Genomic DNA, 25,635 nt, shown 5'->3' with positions numbered 1-25,635 from the left:
TGTAATAACTTAATTTTAGTTACTATTATACCGCCCGCGATGAAAATAAAGCAACCGGAGCGCACTCACTCCGGTTGCTTTTTGGTTGCGTCCTCCGAGCTGGAAACAGGTTCTCCGGCCCGGTAGGCGCTGTCTTTATCCTGATGCATAAAAATTCCCGCCCGAGGGGCTATTCCCCGTTCGAAATAATCCCGGTTCTCGACGGTTTGAAACCCGATATCCTTATAGGGATGAACCCATTCCTCACCAGCCATCACGGCTGGATCCGTATCGGTACTCCACTGATTCAGCGGAGATTCCGGCGACTCGTATTCATGATCCCCGATCACAACGCCATGTTCGTTCACGAAAGGCTCTCGCGGGCCTCTTCCCTCGCGGAATTCCGGGAGGAAAGAGATTTCGAACGGGTCAAGCGACGGATCGTCCTCTTTGCCCTTGCCCATCGCAATACCTCTTAAATCGAAGGGCGGTTTGGCCCGTCCAGCTTCTTGTCGTAGCCGGCTTCGCCTGGAGCAGGTCCTCCGGCTTTATTCTTGCTTGCTTGCTCGGTTTGTTCGATCGAGCTGCCTTTTTTGCTTTTTGTCATCGTTAAAAGTCCTCCTGTGCATGACTGATCTTCCAACGATAGTATGTACGTTAGGCACAAGCTTTATGATCTTTCTTACGCTGTTTTCCGGATAAAAGAGACGATAAAGGTCGTACCGACTCCCTGCTGCGATTCAACGTCGATACGTCCGTTATGGCGTTCCGCGATGCTCACGCAAAGAGGAAGTCCAAGGCCGGTTCCCTGCGTCTTGGTTGAGAAGAACGGATCAAAGATGCGCTGCTTCTGCTCTTCGGAGATGCCCACTCCCTGATCCTGTATGCGCAGGACAATCTCTTCCTTTTCCGCAATGTAAGAAGTATGGATAGACAAGCGGCCTTTCTCGCTCATCGCCTCCATGCCGTTGCGTGCCAGGTTCAGAAGCAGCTGCTTGATCTCTTTCTCGTTAAGCTGAATGGACGGAATAAAGTCGCAGAGCTCGACCTCTATGGTCTGCCCCCGCAGATTCGCATCCGCGTTCAAGAGCGGAACCATTTCGCGGATAATGTCATGCAGCGAGCTCTCCTCCATCGTCAGCGCCCGGTTCTGCGCAAGGGACAGGAAATCGCTTATAATCGTGTTGGCCCGGTCAAGCTCGTCCATTACAATCCCGAAATAAGTCTGTTGACTTTCCGGGCTCCGCTCGCGCATCAGCTGAACGAAGCCTCGGATTACCGCCATCGGATTACGGATCTCATGGGTAATGCTGGCCGCCATTTGCCCGATTAAGCTAAGACGCTCCATCCGTCCGACTTCATTCCGAAGCAGCGAGAGCTCTGTAATATCCTGCGCAATGAGGGCTGCACCTGTTACTGTATCCGCTTGCAAATTACGGATGCAGAAAGCCGTCTTTAATAACGTCCGGCCGTTCTCGATCTGCGGAAGCTCCCGCGGCGGGCTTTGCCCTCTCAGCGCTTCGCGCAGCAGTCTGACATTGGTCTCTTCCTCGCCAAAAGCTTCATGAAAATATTGGCCGATCATAGGGCTGTTCTCGTGCTTTCCGTCTGCCAGCAGATGATAGCCCATGTCGTTGAGATGCGTGATTTTGCCATATTGGTTCACTAGAACAACGGCAATCTTCGTCTGATCGATAAACTGCTGAAGCTTCTCCACTTCCTGCTGGAGGCTGGTCGACATCCGCTTCACGTCATAATGCAGCTGGGCGTTTTCTTTGAAGCTTTCCACCGCATAGACCGAGATGAGCGAAGAGACGATCGACATAACTAGAGTCAGGAGCGAGAGCAGAACAAACTCAAGCGTAATGGGCATATTAGCCGTAAGGACTGCCACCGTAAAGGACAGTACCACAATTGCGCACATCCCAAAGATAAGCTGCATCACGATTCTGATCTTGCGGCGCCGGTCGGCCCGCTGGAAAGCTTTGATAACAAACGGCATAAAAACAAGATAGACCAGCATAAAGGAAGCAAATACTACCGTTTCCCCGACGCTGTCGAGATATTCTATTCGAAGAGCTGCATAAACACCGCTTAGCAATAGCAGAAAATAGGGTCCTCCATACAAGGAACCAATCAATAATGGCATAAGCCGGAAATTCAGCTCGCAGCCATAATAGTCCTTTGTAAACATCATGCACAATGCCATAGAAACACAGCTGGACAACCCTATAATAATGGGAATTCTCCGCCAATAGCGGCTTGAATTATGCCATAACTGAAAGGCAAAGGCAGGTACCAGCGTAATAAAGAATTGTAAGAGCAATTCTTTCAACACGAACGATCAGTCTCCCCAACGAAACACGTCATGTTATATAAATTAACCTGTCTTCACCTATTCACTTGATAGTCCGATTAAATCACAACTCTCATAATTTTACAATCGCCTTCCCAGCCAATTGGCAATATTATTTAATAAATGCACGGCAAATATGTCGTTGTGCAATTCATGATAACCGCCCTCATACGCAACAAATTTACACCTGTCTCCAAGGCGCTCCGCTATCTCTTTGCTGGCTTCGAACGAAGTGACCTTATCCCCCGTGCCATGCACTAATAGTACGGGAACCTTCAGCTGCTTGCACTGTTCAATCGCCCACTCGCCGTTATCCGTCATAATATGAAACGTCCGAATCGTAATGGAGCTGTGGCATAACGGATCATGCAGGAACGTTACGGCATGCTCGTAACCGGGACGGTACAGATCATCCGGACTGATCCCCGTTGAGAGCGACAGCTTGGGCATAAGCCCTACAAGCAGCCGGGCCATGGCTTTCATAACGGCATTGGGGCCTTTGGCCAGACGCAGCCATGGACTGCTCAGGATCAGGCCGCTGATGCTTGGCTGAAGGCGCAGCGCGCAATTGAGCGCCACATTGCCCCCCATGCTGTGACCGTACAGAAAGCAAGGCAGCTGCGGATGACGGGTTCTTGCCTGCTCCAGGAGCAGTCCCGTATTATGAACGGCGGTTTCTATAGAAGTAAGATGTCCCCGCTGTCCCGGGGATTGGCCATGGCCCTCCTGATCATGGGCCAGCACCGCGTAGCCTTCGCTTGTCAGCCTCTCGGCTACCGCCGAATAGCGCTCCCCATGCTCCCCCATTCCGTGCACGATGCATACAACGCCTTTTGGCTCCGCACCGCCCGGAAGCCATTCTCTTGCGTAAATCTCATTGCCGTTTGCTCCGCTGAACCGCCAGTCCGTCCGTTCCATGCGCTCTCCGCTCCTTTCAGGTTTCAACTCGTGATTATTATATTTTAAATTTTGCAAGAAAGAATGTTACAATGTACTGCAGTATTAAGGTTAGAGAGGCAGTGTGAATATGTTTGATGTCGTTATTATCGGCGGCGGACCGTCCGGATTAATGGCTGCCGTTGCAGCCAGCGGAGCCGGCGCGTCTACCCTCCTCATCGATAAAGGAGACAAGCTTGGGCGCAAGCTCGGGATTTCCGGCGGCGGCCGGTGCAATGTCACGAACGCGAACGAAATGGATGAATTGATTCGCAATATTCCCGGCAACGGGCGGTTTCTGTTCAGCGCTCTAAATCAATTCGGCAACAAGGAGATCATCGCCTTCTTTGAAGGGATGGGAATTGCCCTTAAGGAAGAAGACCGCGGGCGCATGTTCCCGGTGTCGGACAAGGCTAAGACGGTTGTGGATGCGCTGCTCCGGAAGGTGAGGGAGCAAGGCGTCGAGATCCGCACGAATATGCCGGTGAAGGAAGTGCTGTACGAGAACGGCGCTGTCAAAGGCATCCGGCTTGCTTCTAACGAAGTTATCGACACCAAGTCCGTGATTATCGCAACCGGCGGCAAATCCGTTCCCCATACGGGTTCTACGGGCGACGGCTATCCATGGGCGAAAAAAGCCGGGCATACCATCACGGATTTATATCCGACAGAAGTGCCGCTGACCTCGGCCGAGCCCTGGATTCGCAGCAAGGAGCTTCAGGGGTTGTCGCTGCGAAATGTGACGCTGACCGTCTGGAACGCGAAGAACAAGAAGCTAGTCTCGCATGAAGGCGATATGATCTTTACTCACTTTGGTCTATCGGGACCGGCGGCGCTGCGCTGCAGCCAGTTTGTGGTTAAGGAATTAAAGAAAGCTTCCGATAGCGAAGACGGCAGACGCAACGTTCTCGTCACCATTGATCTGCTGCCTGACCGCTCGGAGGCCGAGATCTTCGACGAGACGTTAAAGCTTGCCAAGCTGGAGCCTAAAAAGGCGGTCAAAAACGTGCTGCGCGGCTATGTGCAGGAAAGATTGCTGGAGCTGCTGCTCCGCCAATGCGAGATTAACGGCGACATTACGTACGATAACATTCCCAGAGAGCCTTGGCGCGAGCTCGCCAAGCGCATGAAGCAGTTCCCCGTGGCAGTCAATGGAACTCTATCGATTGAGGAAGCTTTTGTGACGGGAGGCGGGGTGCATCTGAAGGAGATTGATCCAAAGACGATGCAGTCGAAGCTTGTCCATGGCCTGTACTTCTGCGGAGAAGTGCTTGATATCCACGGCTATACGGGGGGCTACAATATTACGGCCGCGTTCACGACGGGCCACAGCGCAGGAACAAGCGCGGCATCGGCTGCTTTAAGCAGCTGACGCCGCGCTTTTCCTTTGTCTATCTATCAAGTGTGCACGTCTCCCGAGAAGTGGCTGTATTCTCCGGGATCCGGCAAGAATTCATTACTCGTATCCGCATCATCATCCCAATTATGAAGATCCGAAGCTTCCTCGGCCTCAACCCAGTCCTCGTTCACGATATGCGCCGGAATCGTAATGGCATTCATGGAATAAGCAGAATCCGTTACCGCTCCGCTCCGGATTGCCGACTGCTCCACCAACTGGCCGCCGTGAGACATGGCAATTTCCAGTGCTGAAGTCAGATCATTTCCGTCCACATGAATATGCAGGCGGTTCCCCTCATGCATAAGAGGCTCATAGCCAAGCTCCTGCAGCGTATCCCGTGCTAGGGCAGCGCTAAAGGAGTCTGCGAAATCGAACAAAATAGCCGAGCTCATCGTCTCATCTCCTTCAAATAAATTTCCAGAATATTAGGATTCCCTAACTTTACACATTTTTATGAATGAAAGGTGTTGTCATTTCAACAAAACTTTATATAATTTAAGTTATACTATTACGCGTTAGATTTCTTAACACTATACGTTATATTGACTACGAATCCCTATAATAACTTCCAGGAAGGTGACAGAGCGATGGATAATGTGTTTTATTTGCTAGCCGATCCGATGTTTATCGTCGAGCTTGAGCATAACCGTTGGTATATACGTGACATCAATTATGCCTTCACTAAGCTTACCGGGTATAAAAAAGCAGAATTAACGGATGCGGATCCCGACGGACTACTACGAAGAGGATACTCGTTTGGCGGGCTTATGACCCAGCTTGGCGATGAGCATGAACAGACCGTTGAACAGGAGCTGATCTCCAAGACTACAGCTTCCATACCCGTAAGGTTCAGCAGCCGACGGTTACCGTCCACCCAGCAGTCCTGCTTCATCATCATCTGCAAAGACATGTCAGAGGAGAAATATATCGAAGAGTTTGCCATGGATAATCAGATCCTGATGAGCTTCCGGGTATCCGATCAATTCCGGATTACCAACGCAACCAGGTATTACTCGCCGTTCAAGCAGCCCGGGATTAATCTGGTTAACCAGGTCGTATTTGACCATGTGGCGGAGGACAGCCGCAAGTCGCTGCGACGCATAATGGATTATGCCCGCACCCATGGCACAACCGAGCATGCGGAGATCCGGCTGCATATCGGCGATCAGTTCAGAATGACGTCAGCGGTTATCAAGCCCTTTTACTCCGGCAACAAAGAATTCAAGAGCTTTGTTATCCTGCTGACCGGAATGCTTCAGTCGGCAAGGGAAGAGGATGCCGCCTACAAGCTCCGAATGCTTATGCTGAACAAGAACATTACGGCTACATCGCTGGCTCAATCCACCCTCATATCCTTAACGACCATCTCCAAAATCCGCAACGGTAAAATTAAAAAGCCCCAGCGTCTCACGGCCGAATTAATAGCCGGAGAGCTGGGGGTTAAGCCGGAGTCGATATGGAGCAGCTTTAAGCGCTACTAGACGGAATCAGAAACGGAACTTCATAACCAGATCGTTCAAGTCTTGAGCGATATCCGTCAAACCGCCTGCGGCAGAAGCTATTTCTTCGGCTGAGGCGGTTTGTTTGTCTGCGCTCTCCGCAACGGTTCTGGCAATAGCATAGGTACGGCTAGCAATATCCGTCAGCTGGTCAATGGAGGCGGACACCTCCTCCGAGCTTGCGGCAAGCTGTTCGGCTGCAGCCGCAACCTCCTCAATCTTCCCGGACACATCACCGGCGGCAGCCGTTATTTGGCGGAAGGATACGCCTGCGGCATGGACATTCTCCAGCCCCTTCTTCGTTTCCGCGCGGCTTGCGTTCATTTTATCAGCGGTTAGAACCGTATCTTCCTTGATCCTCCCTATCGCACCCGCTATGTCAGCGACTGACTCCGCCGTCTGCACCGACAGCTTGCGCACCTCTTCGGCTACAACGGCAAAGCCCTTCCCTGCCTCCCCCGCTCTTGCCGCTTCTATTGACGCATTAAGCGCCAACAGATTTGTCTGCTTCGAGATCGAGCCAATGAAATCGGTGATCCTGCCAATGTTGTTCATATGGCTCTCGAGCAGCGCCACATGCTCGGCAGCCGACTGGACCGTCTCATCGATGACCGTCATCGTTCGGACAGCCTGACCAATGGTCTCCGCCCCTTCCTTCGCCTGCTTCGCCGCTTTGGAAGACAATTCCGCCGCCACAGAGCTGCTCTCCGCGATCCTCTGCGTCCCATGCGCCATTTCCCCTGTAGACCGGCCAATCTCCTCAAAGCTGTGAAGCTGCTCCTGGGAGCCCGAGGCTGCTTCGCGGAACATGGCAGATGCCTGTTCAACCGCGCTAGCGTTCTGCTCGGATGCAGCAAGCATCTCCTCTGAAGAAGCGGAAATACTGGATGAGGCTGCCTGCACGCTTTGCATCGCTCCGCGCAGGGAGCTAACCATGTCCTCTAGCGCGTGTACCATAACCCCAATCTCATCCCGGTTTCGGACCTTGGGAATGGTTACCGACAAGGAGCCGCCCGCTACTTCGGATAGAACCTCCGATGAACGCTTAATAGGCAGGGATATCGTCCGGCGCACGTAATAGAGCAGGGCAAGAATCAGAACAAGCGCCGCACCGAGACTGCAGGCAATCGTCAATACGGCTTCCCGGTTAATGCTCTCGCTTGATTTCTCGGCCGCCTTTGCCCCTTCCTCATTTATCCGGATTAATGTATGAATATAGGACTCCATTGTGCTGAAGGATTGCTCCGATGCCATCAAGGCATCACCGACCTGCTTCTCGTCCTCCAAATTCGAATAACGGATGACATTCCGGTATAACGCCAGATAAGCCTTCCATTCCCCTTCGAGGTTGCGGGACAAGTTCATGTCATCGCCGGACTTCGGCAGCGACATAAAGGCCTTCAGCTTCTGCTGCAAAACAACAATCGTATATTCGCCGTCCTCCTCCAGCAGCTTGCGCTTTAAGGGATTACTCTCCCCCGCCATCTTGTACTGAATGGTCAGCATATGCTCATTTAAATAATTGATTTCGTTGATTGCCTTAATATTGGCGAGCCATACCCGCGATATTTCTCGCGCATTCCCTGTCAGCTTGCCCATCCTGTCAAAGCTGAGCGCGCCATTTATCGCCATAATAATGACGATCGCCAGGAAGGATAAAGTAAGCCTTTGGCTTACCGATCGATTCCATTTCCATTTAATCGTGAATGATTGCCGCATATAAAGCCCTCCTCTGGACTCGCTCGTCTATGATGTCAGTATATCTCACATTCCAGTAACTACCAACATCTTAAGCATGCAGCAAATCGGTTATTTTGCCGTACTTGCTCGCATTCTTTCCGCAACAGGCGAATTAGCGGATAAAAAGCAAAAGCTTTAAAGATTTGATCAAAAAAAGCCCCGGCGATTGATATGCCGGGACTGCCCTTTTCATCTTTTTAAGCGCCAGAGGCTTCAGCTAACGCCGCTGCGGCTTTTTTCCGTCCGTAGACAATACGCGACAGCAGTACGCTGATCTCGTAGAGCACCACTAACGGGATAAATACTAACAGGTGGGAAATCAGCTCCGGAGGCGAGATCAGGCTGGCTACAATAACTAGCACCAGATACGCATACCTTCGCATTTTATGAAGCGCCGTTGGGGTTAGAATACCGATCTTCGTCAGGAACATCACGATAACCGGCAGCTCGAAGGCGATCGCAAGCGGCAAAATAATATTAAACATGAAGCCAAAATATTGCGCGACGCCGTATGTCTCTACAAGATCCATGCTTTTCGTTATTTTGGAGGTAAAAGAGAAGCTCATCGGGAAGACCACGAAATACCCGAAGGCAAGGCCCGTGAAGAAGCAGATCACGCTATACGGAACGTACCGCAGTGCCGCTGTCCGTTCCACGGGATGAAGGCCCTGCTTCACGAATCCCCACAGCTGGAACAGGATATACGGAAGCGAAACCGCCAGCGCGATGACCAGCGCAACCGACATATACATGCGGATGCCATCCCAAGGCGAGAATACATTCCAGGTCATTTCGGAGCCTGGCGGCACGCTTTTCAAATAACGGAGCAGCTTCGGAGATACGTATAATCCTCCTCCAAGCGACAGCAGCACAACAGCCAGGCTTCGCCAGATCCGGCTCCGCAGCTCGGTAAGGTGCGCCAGCAGTGTCATCGTCTCTTCCATCCCCTTCATTCGCTGCACAACCTTCCCGGTTTTCTCAGCTCAAAGGTATGGAAGCCATCCCTCAGCTTGTCGTTAATCTCCTTCAGCCGATCTACATCCTCAAAAGAATACTTTCGCGCGCCCCCCTTAGTCCTTACCGGGAATACCAGCTGTTTCTCTTCATAATAGCGAATTTGTCTTTCCGTCAAACCAGTTAAGTCGCTAACGATTCCAATACTCATCACTTTGTCCTTCATCGTCTCACGCCTCCCGCAAACGGATATGTAATATAACCTGACACAAAACCTCTCGCTACGAATTTATCAGCGTACTCTTTCTTCGTCAATGGGACTGATTGCCCTGGTCTGCTTGGACGATACCAAATGTAACAAAAGAACAAAACGAACATAAAAGGTGTGCGAATGCTTGTTATGCTTGAGTTTTTAAGAAATCGGCAGTCTCAATTTGCAACTATAAATGGTTATAATTACCTAAACCATTTTTTTCGATTAATTATTTTTATTAACTTAATAGATTTTATTTATGTTAGACTTCCTGACAAAATGTTGGCGACGAGCAGAAAAACCATGCTACATTTCTTTCCGAGACGGGCAAACGATCAAGCGAAGGAGCTGAATGGCATGGAAACGAAAGAAACTCCCAATGAACTGTCACGCAGACAATTTCTGACGACAGTCGGCAAAATTGGCGGAGCAGCCGCTGTGTTTAGTGTAATGGGGACGATGGGGTTATTTACGCCGGAGACGCTTAAAGCAGCGGAGTATGAGCCGCCATCCAGCTGGGATCTGAAAGGTACGAACCGTTCAGGCAAAAAAATCGTTATCCTTGGTGCAGGCGTCGCCGGCCTGACAGCTGCTTACGAGCTTGGCAAGGCGGGTTATGATTGTACGATTCTGGAAGCGCGAGCCCGTTCCGGCGGCCGGAACTGGTCCGTACGCCGCGGCACGACGGTAACCGAGATCGGCGGACAAAAGCAGGTTGCGCGCTTCGATGACGGCATGTACCTCAATGCGGGGCCGATGCGCATCCCTCAGTTCCACGTTACGATGGACTACTGCCGCGAGTTTGGCATCGCGATGGAGCCATTCAATAACGTGAATGAAAGTGCCTACTATTATAATGAGAACGTTGGGGCATTGTCCGGCACCCGCGTCCGCAAACGGGCTGCAAAAGCCGACGTGAGAGGTTACGTTAATGAGCTGCTCGCCAAGTCCATCAACCAGCCTGGCCTGGATCTGCCGGTTACCGCGGAAGAAAAGGAGAAAATTGTCGCTTATCTCCGCTCCGAAGGCAACCTTGATGCGGATCTGTTCTATAAAGGCTCTTCCCGCGGCGGTTACAAGGATGAGCCCGGCTCCAGACTCGACGCCGGCGTTATCCGCGATCCGTTCGACATGAAAGCCATTATTAATTCAGGCTTCGGCAACTTCTTCGCAAGCGAATACAGCTATGATCAGCAAATGATGATGTTCCATCCGGTAGGCGGTATTGACGCGATTCCGAAGGCGTTCGAGAAGCGGCTTGGCAACCGGATCAAATTCCACTCCGAGGTGAGCGAATTCAAGCATGTCGGCAACAAGGTGCAGGTCACTTACACCGATCTCTTGAACGGGCAGGCCAAACAAATCGAAGGCGATTACCTGATCTGTACGATTCCGCTGACCGTCCTGAAGAATATTAAGCATGATCTGTCTCCGGAAATGACTAACGCGATCAATAATACGAAATACGCCAGCGCGGGTAAAATTGGCCTTCAATTCAAACGTCGGTTCTGGGAGGAAGACGACCAAATCTACGGCGGCAACACGCTGACTAATATGGACATCTCCTCCATTTACTATCCGCCAACCAATTATTTTGCCAAGAAGGGACTCTTGCTGGGCTATTACGCTCAAGGAGCCAACGCCGATAAGATCGGCGCAATGTCCTTCAAGGAACGCGAAGCTCATGCCCTTGCGCAAGGCGGCAAGATCCACCCGCAGTACTATAACGAGTTCGAATCTTCGTTCTCCGTCAACTGGAAGACGATCAAATACAATGAAGGCGCATGGGTTTCCTACTCGGCGGACGAACGCAAGACCAATTATCCGGTCCTCTGCAAGCCCGACCGCCGCGTCTATCTGGCCGGTGAGCATATCAGCTACATTACAGCCTGGATGGCAGGCGGGATTGAATCGGCGCGCGAGGTTGTCACGGACATCCATGAGCGCGTCATGAAAGAATAACCACGGGAGGGGTCTTATCATGAAAATGACCGGAAAAATGAAAGTAATCGCAGGGGCTGTTGTGATCTCCTGTCTTGCTGCGACAGCCAGCGTATACGCGGCGGTTACGCCAAGCAAATACGCGCTAGCCCCGATTCACGAGCCTGAATTTTACGGAAGCCCGTCGTCCGCGATCTCAAGCGCGGTAGCGATGCCGGCGAGCATAGCAACCTACGAAACGAGCGGTACCGTACCTTCGGTCGTGAACAAAGAAGGCAAAACGGTCTATGAGCGTTACGGCGATACCGAGAAACAAGGCCTCAGCGTCCTGAAAAATATTGAAACCCAGCTGAAAGAGCAAGGCCTCTCCATGAAGGACGTCACCTATCTGCGCGTGTACATAGCGCCTGATGCCGCAAAAAGCGGAAAGTTCGATTTTGAAGGATGGAATAAAGCTTACGCCAAATATTTCAATACAAAAGAAAACCCAACCAAAACGGCTCGTTCGACGGTTGGTGTCGCAAGCCTCGTAAACTCCGATTGGCTGATTGAGATCGAAGCCGTTGCCGCCTACCCAAGCAATCATAATCAAGACTAATAACAATCGAATGGAGATGATCATATGTTACAAAACGTTGGTTTCCCGGGTCTCATGATGATTCTTGTTGTGGTATTGATTATTTTTGGACCTTCCAAGCTGCCTGAGCTGGGCCGGGCGGTTGGCCGCACGCTTCACGAGTTCAAATCGTCTGCTAAAGAATTAGTATCCGATTCGAAGGAAGAAGTCGTCTCCGAGAGCAAATCCTAATATATAAAGAGGCCATACCCTTTCTGTTGGGTATGGCCTCCTTTGCTGTATTCTCTAGCAGGGCTGTATGTAGCAGGGCTGTCTTTGCTTGTAGCAGGCTTTTTGCCTGCTACAAGCCCATTCTACGACCGGCTAGTACCTCAATTGGGCTGTAGCAGGCTTTTCACCTGCTAATCGCCTACACTACGACCTGATAGTACCTCATGTCGGGCTGTAGCAGGCTTTTTGCCTGCTACATGCCTACACTCCAACCGCCAAGTACCTAATGCCGGGCTGTAGCAGGTTTATTACCTGCTAATTGCCCACACTCAGACTACCTAATACCTCAATACTGGCTGCAGCAGGCTTTTTGCCTGCTACTCGCCCACACTACAATTGCCTAGCACATCATGTCGGGCTGTAGCAGGATTTTTGCCTGCAAATGTCCCGCTACGACCGGCTAAAGCTATTAGTTACATGCCCAAACAAAAAAAGAACCGCTCCTCCCGGCTAACCGGAAGAAACGGTTTCAACTCGCGTTATATGGTGCGGAAATTAACCGCGGTAAGCAACAAGCTCTTCGTTCAAGCCGCGCGTTTGCGCGTAAACTTGCTGGTAAATACGGAACAACCCTTTGTACGTCTCAACCGCTTCAGGCTGAGGCTCGTACGAAGCCGCATGCTTCACGAACTGCTCGGCACAAGCCTCGAGGCTGTCGAACCAGCCGCAGCCGTAAGCGGCCAGCATCGCCGCGCCAAGACCAGGGCCTTGTTCATTCTCAAGCGCAACAACCGTTGCGTTGAAGATATCCGCCTGCAATTGCAGCCATACCGGATTTTGTGCGCCGCCGCCGATGGAAACGACTTTATCGACCGTTTTGCCAACGTTGCGGAAAAGATCAACGGATTCGTTAAGCGAGAACGTGATGCCTTCCATCACGGCACGGGCAAAGTGAATGCGCTCATGCGAGCCGTCTACGCCAATAAAGCTGGCGCGAATAGCCGGATCGGCATGTGGCGTGCGCTCGCCAACGAGGTAAGGCGTGAACAGAAGACCGCCTGCACCAGGTTTTACTTCGCCTACCCCTTGCAGCATTTCATCGAACGATTCGTTAGGAGCGAAGGTTTTCTTGAACCAGCTCAGGCTGTACCCGGCTGCTAGAGTTACGCCCATCGCATAGAAGGAGTTCTCTTTGCCGTGGTTAAAGAAGTGGACCTTGCCTTGGAAGTCTTTGTTCTTGTCATTCTCGTAAGCGAGAATAACGCCCGAAGTACCGATACTCGACAGCGTCAAGCCTTCGGACAGGATACCCGCGCCAATCGCGCCGCAAGCATTGTCGGCACCGCCGGCAAATACCTTCGTCGAAGCTTGTAAGCCAGTACGCTCAGCGATCTGAGGCAGCAATGTCCCTACGAGGCCATGCGATTCTACTAGCGGCGGACAGAAGCTAGCCGGAAGGCCAAACGCGGCAATCACGTCGCTGCTCCATTCTTTTTCCGCAACATCCAAAAGCAAAGTGCCTGCAGCATCGGAATAGTCCATGTGCAGCTCGCCTGTCAGGGCATAACGAACATAATCTTTCGGCAGCACAAACAGCTTCGCTTGCTCGAAAGCTTGAGGTTCGTATTGACGAACCCACAAAATTTTCGGCAACGTGAAGCCTTCAAGCGCCGGATTGCGCGTAATGCCAAGCAGCTTGTCGCCAAGCGTGCGCTCGATCTCGCGGCATTGTTCTGTCGTGCGCGTGTCATTCCAAAGAATGGCGTTGCGTACTGGCTTGTTGTCTGCATCCAGCAGCACAAGACCATGCATTTGACCGGAGAAGCTGATGCCTTCGATCTGCTCAGCAGCGATTCCATTCGACGAAGCAACTTCATTTAAGGCTTCGATTGTAGCTTGAACCCAGTCCTCCGGCTTTTGCTCGCTCCAGCCGGAATGCTCGTGGAACAGCGGATAGCTGCGGGATGCTTCCGCAGCTACCGTTCCGTTCTTGTCAACGAGCAGTGCCTTCACGGCACTAGTGCCTAAATCTATACCAACTACATAACTCATTGACGTCATCCTCCCGTTATCCGGTTATCCTCAGCTATTAAACGCTGAAGATAACTTCGCTGAGCATCAGTCTCATGCGCTCTTGCTTGCCGGATTTGTTAACGATCGGGTTGTTTTGCAGGGCATAAGCTTCGAGGGAAGCCAGCGATGCTTTGCCAGCAACAACTTCAGCGCCGATGCCGGATTTGAAGCTGCTGTAACGGTCTTCAACGATGTTGTCGAAGATTTTTTCTTCAATCAGCTTCGCAGCTGCTTTCAGACCCCAAGCGAAGGAATCCATACCGGCGATGTGAGCCAGGAAGAGATCTTCAGCTTCGAACGAGCCACGGCGAACTTTCGCGTCGAAGTTAACGCCGCCGCGAGTCAGACCGCCGGCTTTCAGAACTTCGAACATGGTCAGCGTAGTCGAGTACAGGTCAGTTGGGAATTCGTCCGTATCCCAGCCGAGCAGCAGGTCGCCTTGGTTAGCGTCAAGGGAGCCCAGCATGCCGTTGATTGCTGCGGTGCGGATTTCATGCTCGAAAGTATGACCAGCCAGTGTTGCATGGTTCGCTTCAAGATTCAGCTTGAAGTTGTCTTTCAGGCCGTATTTTTGCAGGAATGCGATTGTTGTTGCAGCATCGAAATCGTATTGGTGTTTAGTTGGCTCTTTTGGCTTAGGCTCGATCAGGAATTGCGCATCGAAGCCGATTTCTTTTGCATAAGCGATTGCCATGTGATAGAGACGAGCAAGGTTGTCGAGCTCGAAGCCCATGTCCGTGTTCAGAAGGTTCTCGTAACCTTCGCGGCCGCCCCAGAATACATAGTTTTCAGCGCCCAGCTCTTTACCAACTTCAAGGCCTTTTTTCAGTTGCGCGCCAGCGTATGCATATACGTCAGCGTTGCAAGTTGTGCCAGCGCCATGTACATAACGCGGGTTCGAGAACATGTTAACCGTATTCCACAGCAATTTTTTGCCGGATTGTTGTTGTTGGTCTTTCAGCATAGCGACGATAACGTCGAGGTTTTTGTTCGATTCTTGCAGCGTAGCACCTTCAGGAGCAATATCCACATCATGGAATGCATAGAACGGCGCGCCGATTTTGTCCAGGAATTCGAAGTTAGCTTCTACGCGTGCTTTCGAACGGTCAAGACCATCGAATTTGTCCCAGCCGCGGAACATCGTTGCGTTACCAAACGGGTCAGTACCGTTAGCGTTAAAAGTGTGCCAGTAAGCAACAGCGAAGCGAAGATGCTCTTCCATTGTTTTGCCCAGAACCACTTGTTTTGGATCGTAGTGTTTGAATGCAAGCGGATTGTCGGAGCCTTTGCCTTCGAATTGGATCTTGCCGATGTTAGCGAAATACGTCATGAGATGAATATCCTCCTTTAAAATGTACGAGTATAAGTTCAATCTGCTCGTTAGCTAAATGTGTTTTGAAAACGCTCACCAATAATATAGCACGGGTAACTTAGTTTGTCTATTAAACAAACTAAGATTGATCTAAAATATTTTTAACAAATTTTCAGGAGTAATATTCCCCTTCGTTTGCTTCATTACGCTGAAGCAAAGGGGAGATAAAAAACTGCCTATTCTAATGCGGCAGCTTACCGATATAAATCAGATCGATTGTAGGTACACGATACAGAGCGCATAATTTCATGGCAATGCTGCATGGAATCAAGCTACTGTCCTTCTCGTATTCCAATAACAAATCATCCGATACACCTATTCGTGCAGCAACTTCAGTAACCTCCAGTTGGTTCGCCAAGCGAATTTCTTTAAATGTAAAGACCACTCGAATCACACTACCCTCCTGATAATAGCTGATCCTCATATTTGAAGATGCCAGAAAACAAGCGATACGCTTCGCTCTATATAGGCCGACTATATAATAAGAACATTTGTTCCTATTATATACCAAACATACGTTCCTATTGCAAGTTGAAAATAATTTGGAAATAGGGTTTGGATCCAACCTCCATGCCAAATAAGCAGCATATATTTCGAAAAAGCTTCTCTATGTCAATGGCTGCTTTAGCTTGCATCCTTACCACTATTCTTCGTTTTAACGCAGCTGTAGGCACCCGATGCGGTGAGCCCAATCGTAGCAATGTTAACGACAGTATCTCGTACAGCTGAAGGTACCATTACCAAAATAGCAGCTATGCCAATTGCAATGACTGAGCTATGTTTGGCCTTGACTCCATAACCTTTAATTACACCGACAAAAGCCGCCACAAGGGCGGCCAGTCGAAGAATTTCTGATTGTTCCATTGCGTTCCGCCTCCAATCGATCAATTCGACATAGTCGCAATTCCTAGGACAACAAAAACAGCCTTGCGCTCTCGCAAAGCTTTGTCGATAATCCCATTTCATTTTCCGCCAAAATAGCTTGTTAGCGCATATGGTATCAACCTCTCCCTCTATCATCCGATAATGTTAGCCGACGATAAAAGGCTGCGGAATCATTTCCGCAGCCCGGCATTCAAGTAAAAAGCCGCCCCTCAAGAGCGGCTGCTACTTGTTAACATTTCGTTTGATACTATCATATTAGCATGGGTTAACTTGCCGAAACAGTACATTCAAGGGGACAACCTTAGGGACAACTTTAAGCAGAAAGAATAATATACTGCTCAATGGCCTGCTTTCTCCAACGTTTATACGTTCGTTCTACAATACCCAGAAGGCCGATCGTTTCTTCAACCGACTCCCCCTCAACATACCTCAAGCGAAGTAGTTTGGATAAATTCGGTTTATAACACTCAAGAGCCAATAGGATGGTATCGATCTGGCTGAGTTCCTCCTGCAGAACCTGCAGCTCGGTTATGCGGTCAAGAACCGCCTCAAAATCATTTCTCGTATCCTCGTATCCCCGTGCGGCAATAACATTCTTGATTTTCCCGCGCAGCTCAGCCAGAAGCATCTCGTCCTCTTCGTTCTCCGTTTCCTTTGGAATCTCGGCAAGCTGACTTTTAAGACCATTCCGTTGTTTGGACAGATAGGCGTTTGCCGCTCTTTCCAATTTCTGTTCGCGTTTAGTTAAGTACTTATAACTTGGCATTCCCCTCAAACTCTGATGCAAAGCGAGAAGCTTATCGTCCTGATTTAGCCGTCTCATCGTTAAACCGGCTCCTATCGGATAACAATCAAGAACTTGGATCCTAGCCTGAATTTGCTTGTATCTATTTAATTGATGAATAACTTGTTTTTCTTCCTTCGTATTTTTATTCATCCTCGATTTCTCCTTTACCGGGCTCAATATATATTTGATTAGAACCTTTCATATCTCGCAATATTTGCTATACTATCAATAATTAGATTTGTCTTTAAGACTGTCTTGGCTCCTACCCCAAGGCAGTCCCGCTTTACTGATTCTTTCAGTTACCATCTACCATTAGAAGATATATCTACTTAAAGTAGATCTATAACTAAAAAAATATCTTCCTTTCATCGATATTCATTTTATAAATTGCATCATCCTCTCGTCTATCTAAGTTGTTTCCATAATATTCTTCTTAAAGTAGATTGTCAACGTTGAAGCAGCGATTTTATCCGCCTTTAAGTTGATTTTAATGAACCTTTTTTTGTACAATTATCATAAAACAAGTATGGAGTGATTATGTTGAGTATCAGCGCAAATTTAAAAAAGCTACGTGAAAAATACGACCTAACGCAGCAGGATCTCGCTGATATTGCAGGTGTAACTAATAAAGCCGTTTCCGCTTGGGAAACTGGTCTTAAAGAGCCTCGCATGGGAGCAATTGAGAAGATAGCCAACAGATTTGGAATCAAGAAGAGCAATCTCATCGAAGAGAATGGGATGGATCTTACTTTTAATCATAATCAAGACGAAACAAATAAGAACGAGGATTGGACCGAAGAAGAATTAAACGAAATCAATGCATTTAAACGATTTATCCTTTCAAAGCGTCAAACGAAGTAAATATAAACGACGAGGTAGATTGGTTCGCCTTTACCTCAACTTTTTCTCCCCAGATACTCCAGCGCTTACAAAACCCTCTAATATCGCCCGAGCTTCTGTTTGTATGGGCGAAATCATAAACTCCATCCAAAAATCATTGCCTCCTCCCTTAGTTTGTCTATTAAACAAACTAAGTTTTTGTGTTAAACTATTTAGAACAGCCGATCGCGGGCAAATTCTGATACAATAGGCTGAATGGACGACATGGACGGAGGCAATTGCAGTTGAAAGTAACAACGACAGGCGATTTGACCCTTATTAAAAAAATAAATACATCCATCGTGCTGGAAGCCGTATTGAAAAACGCCCCTCTCTCACGGGCGCAGATTTCCGAGCTTACAGGACTGAACAAGGCTACTGTCTCGAACCTGGTTCAAGATTTAATCGACAGTGATCTTATTATAGAGATTGGTCCCGGAGAATCAAGCGGCGGACGCAAACCGGTTATGCTCCTGTTTAACGGGCAAGCCGGTTATGCGGTTGGCATTGACCTGGGTGTTAACTACATTCGCGGGGTGCTTTCCGACCTTGAGGGTCATGTTGTTGCAGAGCTGCAGCGGAGCCTCAAGAAGCATAAGCTGGAGTTCACCCTGAAGGAACTTGTTCAATGTATCGAAGAATTAATTGGCAAAGCACCAGTTAGTCCTTATGGCATAGTAGGAATCGGTGTTGGTGTACCCGGCATCGTAGATGATCAGGGGGCCATCCTGTTCGCTCCGAATCTGGAGTGGCGGCATGTCGAGTTGCAGCAAATGCTTGAGGAACGTTTTGAGCTGCCTGTGACCATTGATAACGAAGCAAATGCCGGCGCGCAAGGCGAGCAGAAATATGGCATTGGGCGCGGGATCGCCCATCAAATCTATGTCAGCGTCGGGATTGGTATCGGTACGGGGATCATTCTTAATAAAGAATTGTATAAAGGGGCGACAGGCTTCTCCGGCGAGCTAGGTCATCTGTCTATTGAATTTAGCGGCAAGCCATGCCGATGCGGGAACGAAGGCTGCTGGGAGTTATATGCCTCGGAGAATGCGTTGCTCGAGCAGGCTGCGCCGCTTGGTTTTGACAGCTTGGAGGATCTGCTTGAAGCAGCGGAAACCGGCAATGAAGAAGTACGGGCTTTGTTCTACAAAATAGGTGAATATATGGGCGCGGGGATATCCAATATCGTTAACGTGTTCAATCCCGATGTCGTTATCATCGGCAACCGGATGAGCCGGGCGAAGAGTTGGCTTGAGGAAGCCGTACAATCCTCCGTTACGCGCCGGACATTGCCCTATCACCGGGAGCGGCTCCGGATACTGTTTGCGGAGCTTCAGGATCAATCGGCTGTGCGCGGTGCCGCGTATTATGCGATCAGCAAGTTTTTCACGAAAATTAAGAGCGGATAGATGTAAAAAGGCTGCCCCTATTGGAGCAGCTTTTTTGTATTATTTCACCCGATGCACGCCTACGATATCATAGACATTTCCTTCAATCTGAATCGTTACGGTGTTCCGCTTCACAATTCCGTTGTTGTAATAAGCGTTAAATTCAAAGACAAGCGGTCCCTTCTTCAGCTCCGAGAACGCGGCTTCCCATAGCTCGCCTTGCCAGTTGGAACGAGATGCATTCACCGAAGCAAGTGACTCGGAATAGCTTTTCATCGTAACCTCAACCCGGTCTGCTTTTGTAGCTGTTCCCGTATCCGTTGTTGCGGCTGATAGGAGGAATTTCTCCCCGGCCCAAAATACGTTATACCCCCGAGGCGAATTCTCGTTGCCGCTTTGCTTCTTGTTAAATTCCTTTCGGTACTCATCCCACTGCTCGGTATGCTTCACGTAGCCTGTTAGCCCAAGTGCCAATACCTTTACTTTTTTCTCGGTTTGCACCGTCTCCATCCCATCGCTGACAGTCAGAAGCATCGTCCACTCTCCCGTTTCCGTCATCCGATAACTTGGACCGGTTGTTGGATAAGGTGACTTGAACGCATAACTAAAGGTTCGGGTTACGCCGCTTGGACTTGTAAGCTTGTACGCGATGGATATATCATTGCCGTCCGGATCTCCGGCAGCAGTGGTGAAGGCCACCGTATCTCCTTCATAAACCGGTTTTGGCGACCAGTCAAAATCGGCAGTTGGCGGGCGGTTCGTGGTGAAGTAAATATATTGGTACTGTCCCATATTCCCCGCTACGTCCCAGTCTACGACCATCAGCCGGTACTTGGCGCCCGTCAATAACCCTCCTACCGTATAGCTGGTCGAGCCGTTTGATAGCGGTATGCTGTATTCCGCCGTTCCGTTACTGTTCAAATCAATGCTGGTGGTCGAACCGTCGTCGTTAACCTTTTGCATATAAAAGGCTCTTGAAGCATGACCCGATGACGGGGCTGCATCGCTGAACGGGTTAAACGTTACTCTTACCGATGTTGGCTTGATCTCCAGCTGTTCATTCGTATCATCCGGCGGAACGGTATCTACAAAGAAGTATCCATTCTCCGAATAACCGCCCCAAGCCATTCCGTCATTCGCCCTGGCATGCCAGTTATGAAGCCCTTCCTGCAGCTTAGCCGGCGTAAAGGTTGTTGTACCTATCGCGTTGTTGGTATCAACGACAAGATCGCCGGTTGCATTGTGATAAACCTCATAATCGACCTTCGATACAGGCTGGCCGTCAAAGTCTGTCACCGACACTTTTAACTGCGGCCGATTATTGTTGGTATAGATGGGCTCAGATGCTTTCGGACCGTTAAAACTGAGCAGATGCGTGACAGGCGGCGTATTCAAGATAAAATAGACGATGTTGCTGTCATCCGACCAATAGCCTTTCGAGTACACTTTGCCTTGCACTTTTACTTTCCGTCCCTGCTGAATCCCTTCATCAAGAATGAAGGAGGTATCATCGCCGGGATAAGTCGCTTCCATGATGGTTGCCCCATTATCCACGTACGAGACTTTTAAATAAAACTGCTCCTGCGCATCATTATCAACGTCTCTGTAAGTCCATTTTAGAGTCGGCTCGCTGGCAAGGACAGTTGGACTAGCTAATGTACCGTTTGGATACGTAATAACCATCTGCGGCCTATGCTGGTTGGCTGTCGGAAGCGCATCTTTGTAGACTCTCGTTTCCACCCAATAGGACCATACCCCATAGCCATCCTGCACTTGCTCCTGAATAATGAGCTCCACACCCGGACGGGTATATAGCTCCCGCTTTCCGGTCGTCCAAGTCGGTTCGTCCGCCCATCGCGATCGGAACTTCCGATCCGCCAAGTAATCCGGAATATCCGGATCGTAGGACGTATCATGGGTTAGGTAGTCAAGCGTCTCCCCTTCCGGATACACAATTCCGGTGAAGCGAACATCAGGCTGCGCGATCGGTCGGCGATGAACGTAAATTTGTTTCGTTACAGGTTCAGACCATGCCGCATACTCGTCCATGCCCGGACTATCTATTGCCTTAAACGTAATGTTGTAGAGACCTGGCTTATCCAGTGTTAGAAGCTTGGTATCGAAGGATTTGCCGTCATGCACACTTAACCCAAGCGAATTGGCAAAATAATTCGGATCATGCTGATAGCTCCAGTTCTCCAAGGATTCCGGATCCTTCTCGATGTCGTCAAAGACGGCATCATACTTGATCTCTTCGCCAACCAGAACAGAATCTTTCGTTTCTTCTACGTAATAGTCACCGTAGTTTTTAACCTTCACGTCACTAAACTTAGCTTGCTGCTGACCAAGTGACATGATGCCTGCCGAACCTTGCTTGTATGTAATGTCTGAAATTTCAATTAATTTGACATGGTTGACATAGACACGCAAACTGCCGTTGCTGGCTTCAAGCTCAAACGGATACGTTATAAAAGGTGACCTTGGGTAATCGACCGTTTGAAGCACCTTTTTAGTGCCCGCCGTGACTTTGAATAAAGTAAGCTTGTCTTTGGTCCACTCCGCTGCGTACATGTTCTTTCCGTCCTGAACATGGATCGCCGCACCAACCGGCTTATCATTAGTCGCGTCATTGACAGCTACATTAAAGGAAAGACGATCGTTCTTCAGCTTAGTTGCCGGATCATACCATAGGCCAGCCCAAGTTGAATCAACAACTTCAATGGTGTTATTATCGATTGATTTAGGATAATCACTTTTGCCGCTTGCAGAAACGAATGGAAATACATACTGTATACCAGATCCTGAACCAGGCTTCGAAAATCCATAAAAGGACCCATCAGGTAAAATCGACGTGTTTAAGGTCGGATCTTTTAAGGCGCTGCTTAGCCAATCACCTTTCGTATCCGTAACCTCACTGTGATACGTCTTGCTGCCATAGTAGTTATTATTCGGATCAATAGGAGCCCTCCCGTTCACTATTAATGAAACATAAGGTGTATAGTCTCCACCATATACCGCATACGCTCCATTATCCGGAAAAGCAATATTACCGCTTGGCATTAAAAAAGCTTTTGTATTCGAAATTAAGTTACCCTCGGTATTCTTTTTGATCAGGTTTAAATACTTGTCAAATTTATAATCTCCCCATGCGTAGCGAACCGTTGCGTAAACGGAACCATCCGGATAAATAATGGGAGTGCCTACTCCCCAGCTATCCTCCCAGCTCATCATATCGCACCATGTCTGGCACGTATTCCAACTCTCTAGAGAGTATTGCGTAGGATTAGGGTTATCTGGATAGCTAATCATAGAGAGATAGCCTGTTTTTTTATTAAACATAAAACCAAAAATGCCAGTCCCCATATAACTATCTTTTGAATACTGGGTATAACCTGAAACCGTGAAATATAAATGCTTGGCCGCATCCCCGCGATAGTCGAATTCAGGCGTCGCAACCATATAGGATATATCCGCGTTGTTGGTCCTACTAGATTGATATCCCATAGCTCCCGTATTACCGTTGACAGCCATCGCATAAAACTCGTAACCATCATAGGTGCTTTGAGTCGTCCACGTTAAATAAAAGTCACCATCCGAATCGATTACCCCTTTATAGTTCTGCAAGAAGGTAGGACTATACTCCAAATCTCCGGTTTTAACATCCCATTGAACGGACTTGTCTACCATGGAATACTTTATAGCGTGGATGGTGTAATAGTAATTATCGCTAGGATTTCTAAATCGCCATGAACTATACATGTATTTCCCGTCATCAGAGACTTCAAAGGTCAGCATATTATAGTTGCCAACTTGCGTTGGTATATCATAGCTGCCAACCAGCTCGCCCTGATTATTAATTTTTTTAACCGCATATTTGTCGGAGGCCGGATCTATATTAGAGCCGTAATAAAAATTCTCATTTTTATCCGCTCCTAAATAGTCAAAACCATTAACCGCGCTTAAAGAAAATCTTCTTAGTTCCGTTCCGTTTTTTGCACTGCGTTCAACCATACTGTCACCTTCACGAGAATACAATCGATGACCGGCATAGATGTACGGAACGGCTATTGCGCCCGTTGGCAATCCCCAAACCGGCAAATTAGTCAAATCGCTTGCCAACTCGTATTTAGACCTGCTGTTAGCACCCAAGCCCATATTCGGATACTTAATAAAGAAATCCGCCATCTTGGCATTCTTGGTTTGCAGCGCACCGCTATTTGTTTTCCAGCCAACAGGTATATTGGTGCTCGTCGTATAAGGTTGGACTAGCTTCCACGAGCGCATGATAGACTCGCCAGTATAAGCCAAATCTTCAGGCTGGCTGTCATCCCCCTGATCCGGCTGCTGCGTCAGGCCATACACTTCAAAATCTACAAAAGGTGCATAGTTAAGGACATTTGTCGCAGCTATCTCAGAAATAGCCGACAATCCATAATCCTCGGTTACGCTTGCCCGATATTGTCTCTTCCCAACACTCGCATACGTGACGGGATATGTATCCTTGAATGAGCCGGTATATAGCGTTTTCCAAGGCTCTTCCTCATAGTTACCATCATTATCATGGTCATAACGTTCCTCGATTTTCATGCTTGCGAGCGTATCGCCGTCCACACTCTCAGCATCAATAAAGATCATAGATTCATTAAACCGATAAGTCTGTTCCGGAGCCATTATGCTTACAATTGGCGGCTGATCGGGAACAACCTCGAAGATGTGGGAGCCCCAATCACTCTCGCGTCCCTGCGAATCGAAAACTTTGCCTTCTACTGAATAATCTCCAAGCACGCTTGGCCCTTTGGAGGGCCAGCCATCCGTGTAACCAGGCTCACCGGCCTTTTTGTAACGGGTTTGATTCTTTGTAAAATCAATGGTTACCCCGCGCTCTGCAAGCGGCGTATACGAATTATATAGATGGAAAATGCTCGAAAAATCTCTTCCCTGAATAACCTTAGTTGGCCCCGTTACCACTGCAACCGGCTTTGGATCAAGGACCTGCAGCGAAGCTGTATCCCACTTTGTTTCCGTGCCATTGGTAACCATTATCTTTGCTTGGTAAAAGCCAGGCTTATCAAATTTCACATTGGGGTATCGATACTGGCTGTCATCCGGTATGACCTCTTGTAAATTGCTTGTGAACGTCCAACTCATCGATGTATAACCATCCGAGTTATTATCTAGAGTTGATGTGTCACCCGTAATAATGGTTTTAGGAATAAACTCAATATCCGCAGTGACCGGCGGTGTTGGCGGTGGGGTTGGGGTTCCTCCCGGGTCCGGAGTGGCAGTCCCTTCTCTTACCACCGTTGTTGTACATTCAATTGGCTGCTCGGCCGTCGTACCATCGGTGAAATTGACCCGTGCTCGCATGACCCACGTTTCTGTATAATTGTTGACTCCGTCCAGCTTGGTCTTGGATATGGTAAAGCTGAACTTTTGCGTAATCTTGTCCAAGCCGTACCCCACGGTTGAAGTCGTATACTGACTGCCGTCATTAGCTCGTCCATATACCGTCCAGTTCTTGACCGTCTTTGTTCCTTTTCCCGTGATCTCCGCATTCAAAGTGGCCGTGACTGGAACGTCTTTACCGGCAAAGGTGATGTCATCCGGTTCCGCCGAGCAGTCGCAGGATACGGTTGGTGTGTTTACTGGCGGGATTGGTTCGTAAGTAACTCGAACTTCGCCTTCGTAGTAGTGTGTACTTGCAGACCAGTTTAGTTTGGTTTCCATAGTATACTTTTTGCCTATTGCATTTCCTGAACATCCAGTACAGTCTGCAGTATCAAGTACTGATGCCTTGACTGGCGATATAGATACTGCTAATTGACCTTTACCTGTTATTCCTTTACCAAAGGAATCTACTCTATGCTGTGCATATCCTGATGGTGTAGCTTTTGTTACATTAACACTGTCTTGAATTAATGCTGTTTTATATACAGAATCCGAAGATATAGGTGAAATATAATTATCAGGTCCAGTAACACCATCACTTATGGCTTTAATCCAACCATCAGATGTACGGAGTCTACCATCAATTAACTTCCCTCCATTATCTTTAGCAGGTAGCAAGCCAGGACAAACAGAAAGTGTTCCACTCCAGCAAGAATCTCCAGTTGCCGGGGTCACATTATATGGCCCAACCCCATTACCTTCTATTACCCACTCTTTACCATTTGACCTACGATTGATGACCGCATACATATTGGATGGTACCCCTTCTGCTGTCACTGTAAGTTTTGTTCCTTTGATATTGTTTAAAGTTAATCTTTTTCCACTTAATGAAAAGTTACTGTTGCTTGAACCCGCTGATGTCTGTGATTGTTGTATTAACTTCACCTTCCCACTACTATCAGCAACCATCAACCATAATTGATATGATTTAGGTTTATAACCTATTGGAATATCTAAAT

Annotated in this window: 21 protein-coding genes; 7 read left to right on the top strand and 14 right to left on the bottom strand. The window is 48.8% G+C overall.

The annotated features are described in order from the left end of the window. Positions 1–65: 65 nt before the first annotated feature. From M3194_RS24655 to M3194_RS24645, 4 genes are all read right to left on the bottom strand, one after another. Positions 66–443: a DUF3905 domain-containing protein gene (locus tag M3194_RS24655; protein ID WP_251656747.1), complete on the bottom strand. Its 378-nt coding sequence runs from the start codon at positions 441–443 to the stop codon at positions 66–68. 11 nt (positions 444–454) lie between these two features. Next, positions 455–586 (bottom strand): hypothetical protein, encoded by a 132-nt coding sequence (locus M3194_RS31345; RefSeq protein WP_285889540.1) that lies wholly within the window; start codon positions 584–586, stop codon positions 455–457. Positions 587–661: 75 nt separating this feature from the next. Further along, positions 662–2,317, bottom strand: a complete 1,656-nt coding sequence (locus M3194_RS24650; protein ID WP_251656746.1) for an ATP-binding protein — start codon at positions 2,315–2,317, stop codon at positions 662–664. Positions 2,318–2,416: 99 nt separating this feature from the next. Continuing rightward, positions 2,417–3,253 carry an alpha/beta hydrolase gene (locus M3194_RS24645; RefSeq protein WP_251656745.1) on the bottom strand — a complete coding sequence of 279 codons (837 nt, stop codon included), beginning with the start codon at positions 3,251–3,253 and terminating at the stop codon, positions 2,417–2,419. Between the two features lie 109 nt (positions 3,254–3,362). On the opposite strand from M3194_RS24645, the gene M3194_RS24640 reads away from it, so the two are divergent. After that, positions 3,363–4,643, top strand: a complete 1,281-nt coding sequence (locus M3194_RS24640; protein ID WP_251656744.1) for a BaiN/RdsA family NAD(P)/FAD-dependent oxidoreductase — start codon at positions 3,363–3,365, stop codon at positions 4,641–4,643. Positions 4,644–4,669: 26 nt separating this feature from the next. Here the strand turns inward: M3194_RS24640 and M3194_RS24635 are convergent, their stop codons facing one another. Then, positions 4,670–5,062: a hypothetical protein gene (locus M3194_RS24635; RefSeq protein ID WP_251656743.1), complete on the bottom strand. Its 393-nt coding sequence runs from the start codon at positions 5,060–5,062 to the stop codon at positions 4,670–4,672. 195 nt (positions 5,063–5,257) lie between these two features. Here M3194_RS24635 and M3194_RS24630 point away from each other — a divergent pair, with 195 nt between their 5' ends. Continuing rightward, on the top strand, positions 5,258–6,151 hold the full coding sequence (locus M3194_RS24630) for a helix-turn-helix domain-containing protein (RefSeq protein WP_251656742.1): 894 nt from the start codon (positions 5,258–5,260) through the stop codon (positions 6,149–6,151). Positions 6,152–6,157: 6 nt separating this feature from the next. Here the strand turns inward: M3194_RS24630 and M3194_RS24625 are convergent, their stop codons facing one another. From M3194_RS24625 to M3194_RS24615, 3 genes are all read right to left on the bottom strand, one after another. Next, complete coding sequence (locus tag M3194_RS24625; RefSeq protein ID WP_251656741.1) at positions 6,158–7,888, bottom strand: methyl-accepting chemotaxis protein; 1,731 nt, start codon at positions 7,886–7,888, stop codon at positions 6,158–6,160. 218 nt (positions 7,889–8,106) lie between these two features. After that, positions 8,107–8,862, bottom strand: a complete 756-nt coding sequence (gene tatC / locus M3194_RS24620) for a twin-arginine translocase subunit TatC (RefSeq protein ID WP_251656740.1) — start codon at positions 8,860–8,862, stop codon at positions 8,107–8,109. Beyond that, entirely contained in the window at positions 8,859–9,089 is a 231-nt protein-coding gene (locus tag M3194_RS24615; RefSeq protein WP_015846703.1) for a MerR family transcriptional regulator, read from the bottom strand. The genes tatC and M3194_RS24615 overlap by 4 nt, the downstream gene beginning before the upstream one ends. Before the next feature lie 384 nt (positions 9,090–9,473). Here M3194_RS24615 and M3194_RS24610 point away from each other — a divergent pair, with 384 nt between their 5' ends. Genes M3194_RS24610 through M3194_RS24600 form a run of 3 tightly spaced genes read left to right on the top strand, consistent with a single transcriptional unit; the run spans position 9,474 to position 11,865 of the window. Continuing rightward, positions 9,474–11,078, top strand: a complete 1,605-nt coding sequence (locus M3194_RS24610) for a flavin monoamine oxidase family protein (protein ID WP_251656739.1) — start codon at positions 9,474–9,476, stop codon at positions 11,076–11,078. Positions 11,079–11,097: 19 nt separating this feature from the next. Further along, positions 11,098–11,655, top strand: coding sequence for a RidA family protein (locus M3194_RS24605; RefSeq protein WP_251656738.1), 558 nt, complete (start codon positions 11,098–11,100; stop codon positions 11,653–11,655). A gap of 24 nt (positions 11,656–11,679) precedes the next feature. Further along, positions 11,680–11,865 carry a twin-arginine translocase TatA/TatE family subunit gene (locus tag M3194_RS24600; protein ID WP_251656737.1) on the top strand — a complete coding sequence of 62 codons (186 nt, stop codon included), beginning with the start codon at positions 11,680–11,682 and terminating at the stop codon, positions 11,863–11,865. A 534-nt stretch (positions 11,866–12,399) separates the two neighbouring features. On the opposite strand, the gene xylB is transcribed toward M3194_RS24600, so the two are convergent. The 5 genes from xylB to M3194_RS24575 all read right to left on the bottom strand — a co-directional run bounded on the left by xylB (position 12,400) and on the right by M3194_RS24575 (position 16,997). Beyond that, entirely contained in the window at positions 12,400–13,896 is a 1,497-nt protein-coding gene (xylB, locus tag M3194_RS24595; protein WP_251656736.1) for a xylulokinase, read from the bottom strand. A gap of 37 nt (positions 13,897–13,933) precedes the next feature. Continuing rightward, positions 13,934–15,247 (bottom strand): xylose isomerase, encoded by a 1,314-nt coding sequence (gene xylA, locus M3194_RS24590; protein WP_251656735.1) that lies wholly within the window; start codon positions 15,245–15,247, stop codon positions 13,934–13,936. Between the two features lie 223 nt (positions 15,248–15,470). Beyond that, a complete protein-coding gene (locus M3194_RS24585; protein ID WP_251656734.1) occupies positions 15,471–15,674 on the bottom strand; it encodes a helix-turn-helix domain-containing protein in 204 nt (67 codons plus the stop codon). 239 nt (positions 15,675–15,913) lie between these two features. After that, a complete protein-coding gene (locus tag M3194_RS24580) occupies positions 15,914–16,153 on the bottom strand; it encodes a hypothetical protein (protein ID WP_251656733.1) in 240 nt (79 codons plus the stop codon). Positions 16,154–16,487: 334 nt separating this feature from the next. Continuing rightward, positions 16,488–16,997 (bottom strand): ECF-type sigma factor, encoded by a 510-nt coding sequence (locus M3194_RS24575; RefSeq protein ID WP_251656732.1) that lies wholly within the window; start codon positions 16,995–16,997, stop codon positions 16,488–16,490. Positions 16,998–17,498: 501 nt separating this feature from the next. On the opposite strand from M3194_RS24575, the gene M3194_RS24570 reads away from it, so the two are divergent. After that, positions 17,499–17,822, top strand: a complete 324-nt coding sequence (locus M3194_RS24570; RefSeq protein WP_251656731.1) for a helix-turn-helix domain-containing protein — start codon at positions 17,499–17,501, stop codon at positions 17,820–17,822. 263 nt (positions 17,823–18,085) lie between these two features. Continuing rightward, the gene (locus tag M3194_RS24565) at positions 18,086–19,249 is read left to right on the top strand and encodes an ROK family transcriptional regulator (RefSeq protein WP_251656730.1); all 1,164 of its coding nucleotides are present in this window, start codon (positions 18,086–18,088) and stop codon (positions 19,247–19,249) included. A 39-nt stretch (positions 19,250–19,288) separates the two neighbouring features. Here the strand turns inward: M3194_RS24565 and M3194_RS24560 are convergent, their stop codons facing one another. After that, positions 19,289–24,955, bottom strand: coding sequence for a hypothetical protein (locus tag M3194_RS24560; RefSeq protein ID WP_251656729.1), 5,667 nt, complete (start codon positions 24,953–24,955; stop codon positions 19,289–19,291). Positions 24,956–25,635 lie beyond the last annotated feature (680 nt).

This window comes from Paenibacillus glycanilyticus (genome assembly GCF_023715145.1).
Lineage (GTDB): Bacteria > Bacillota > Bacilli > Paenibacillales > Paenibacillaceae > Pristimantibacillus > Pristimantibacillus glycanilyticus_A.
Note: the sequence above shows the minus strand (reverse complement) of the source record. Positions and strands in the feature narration are given on the sequence as shown.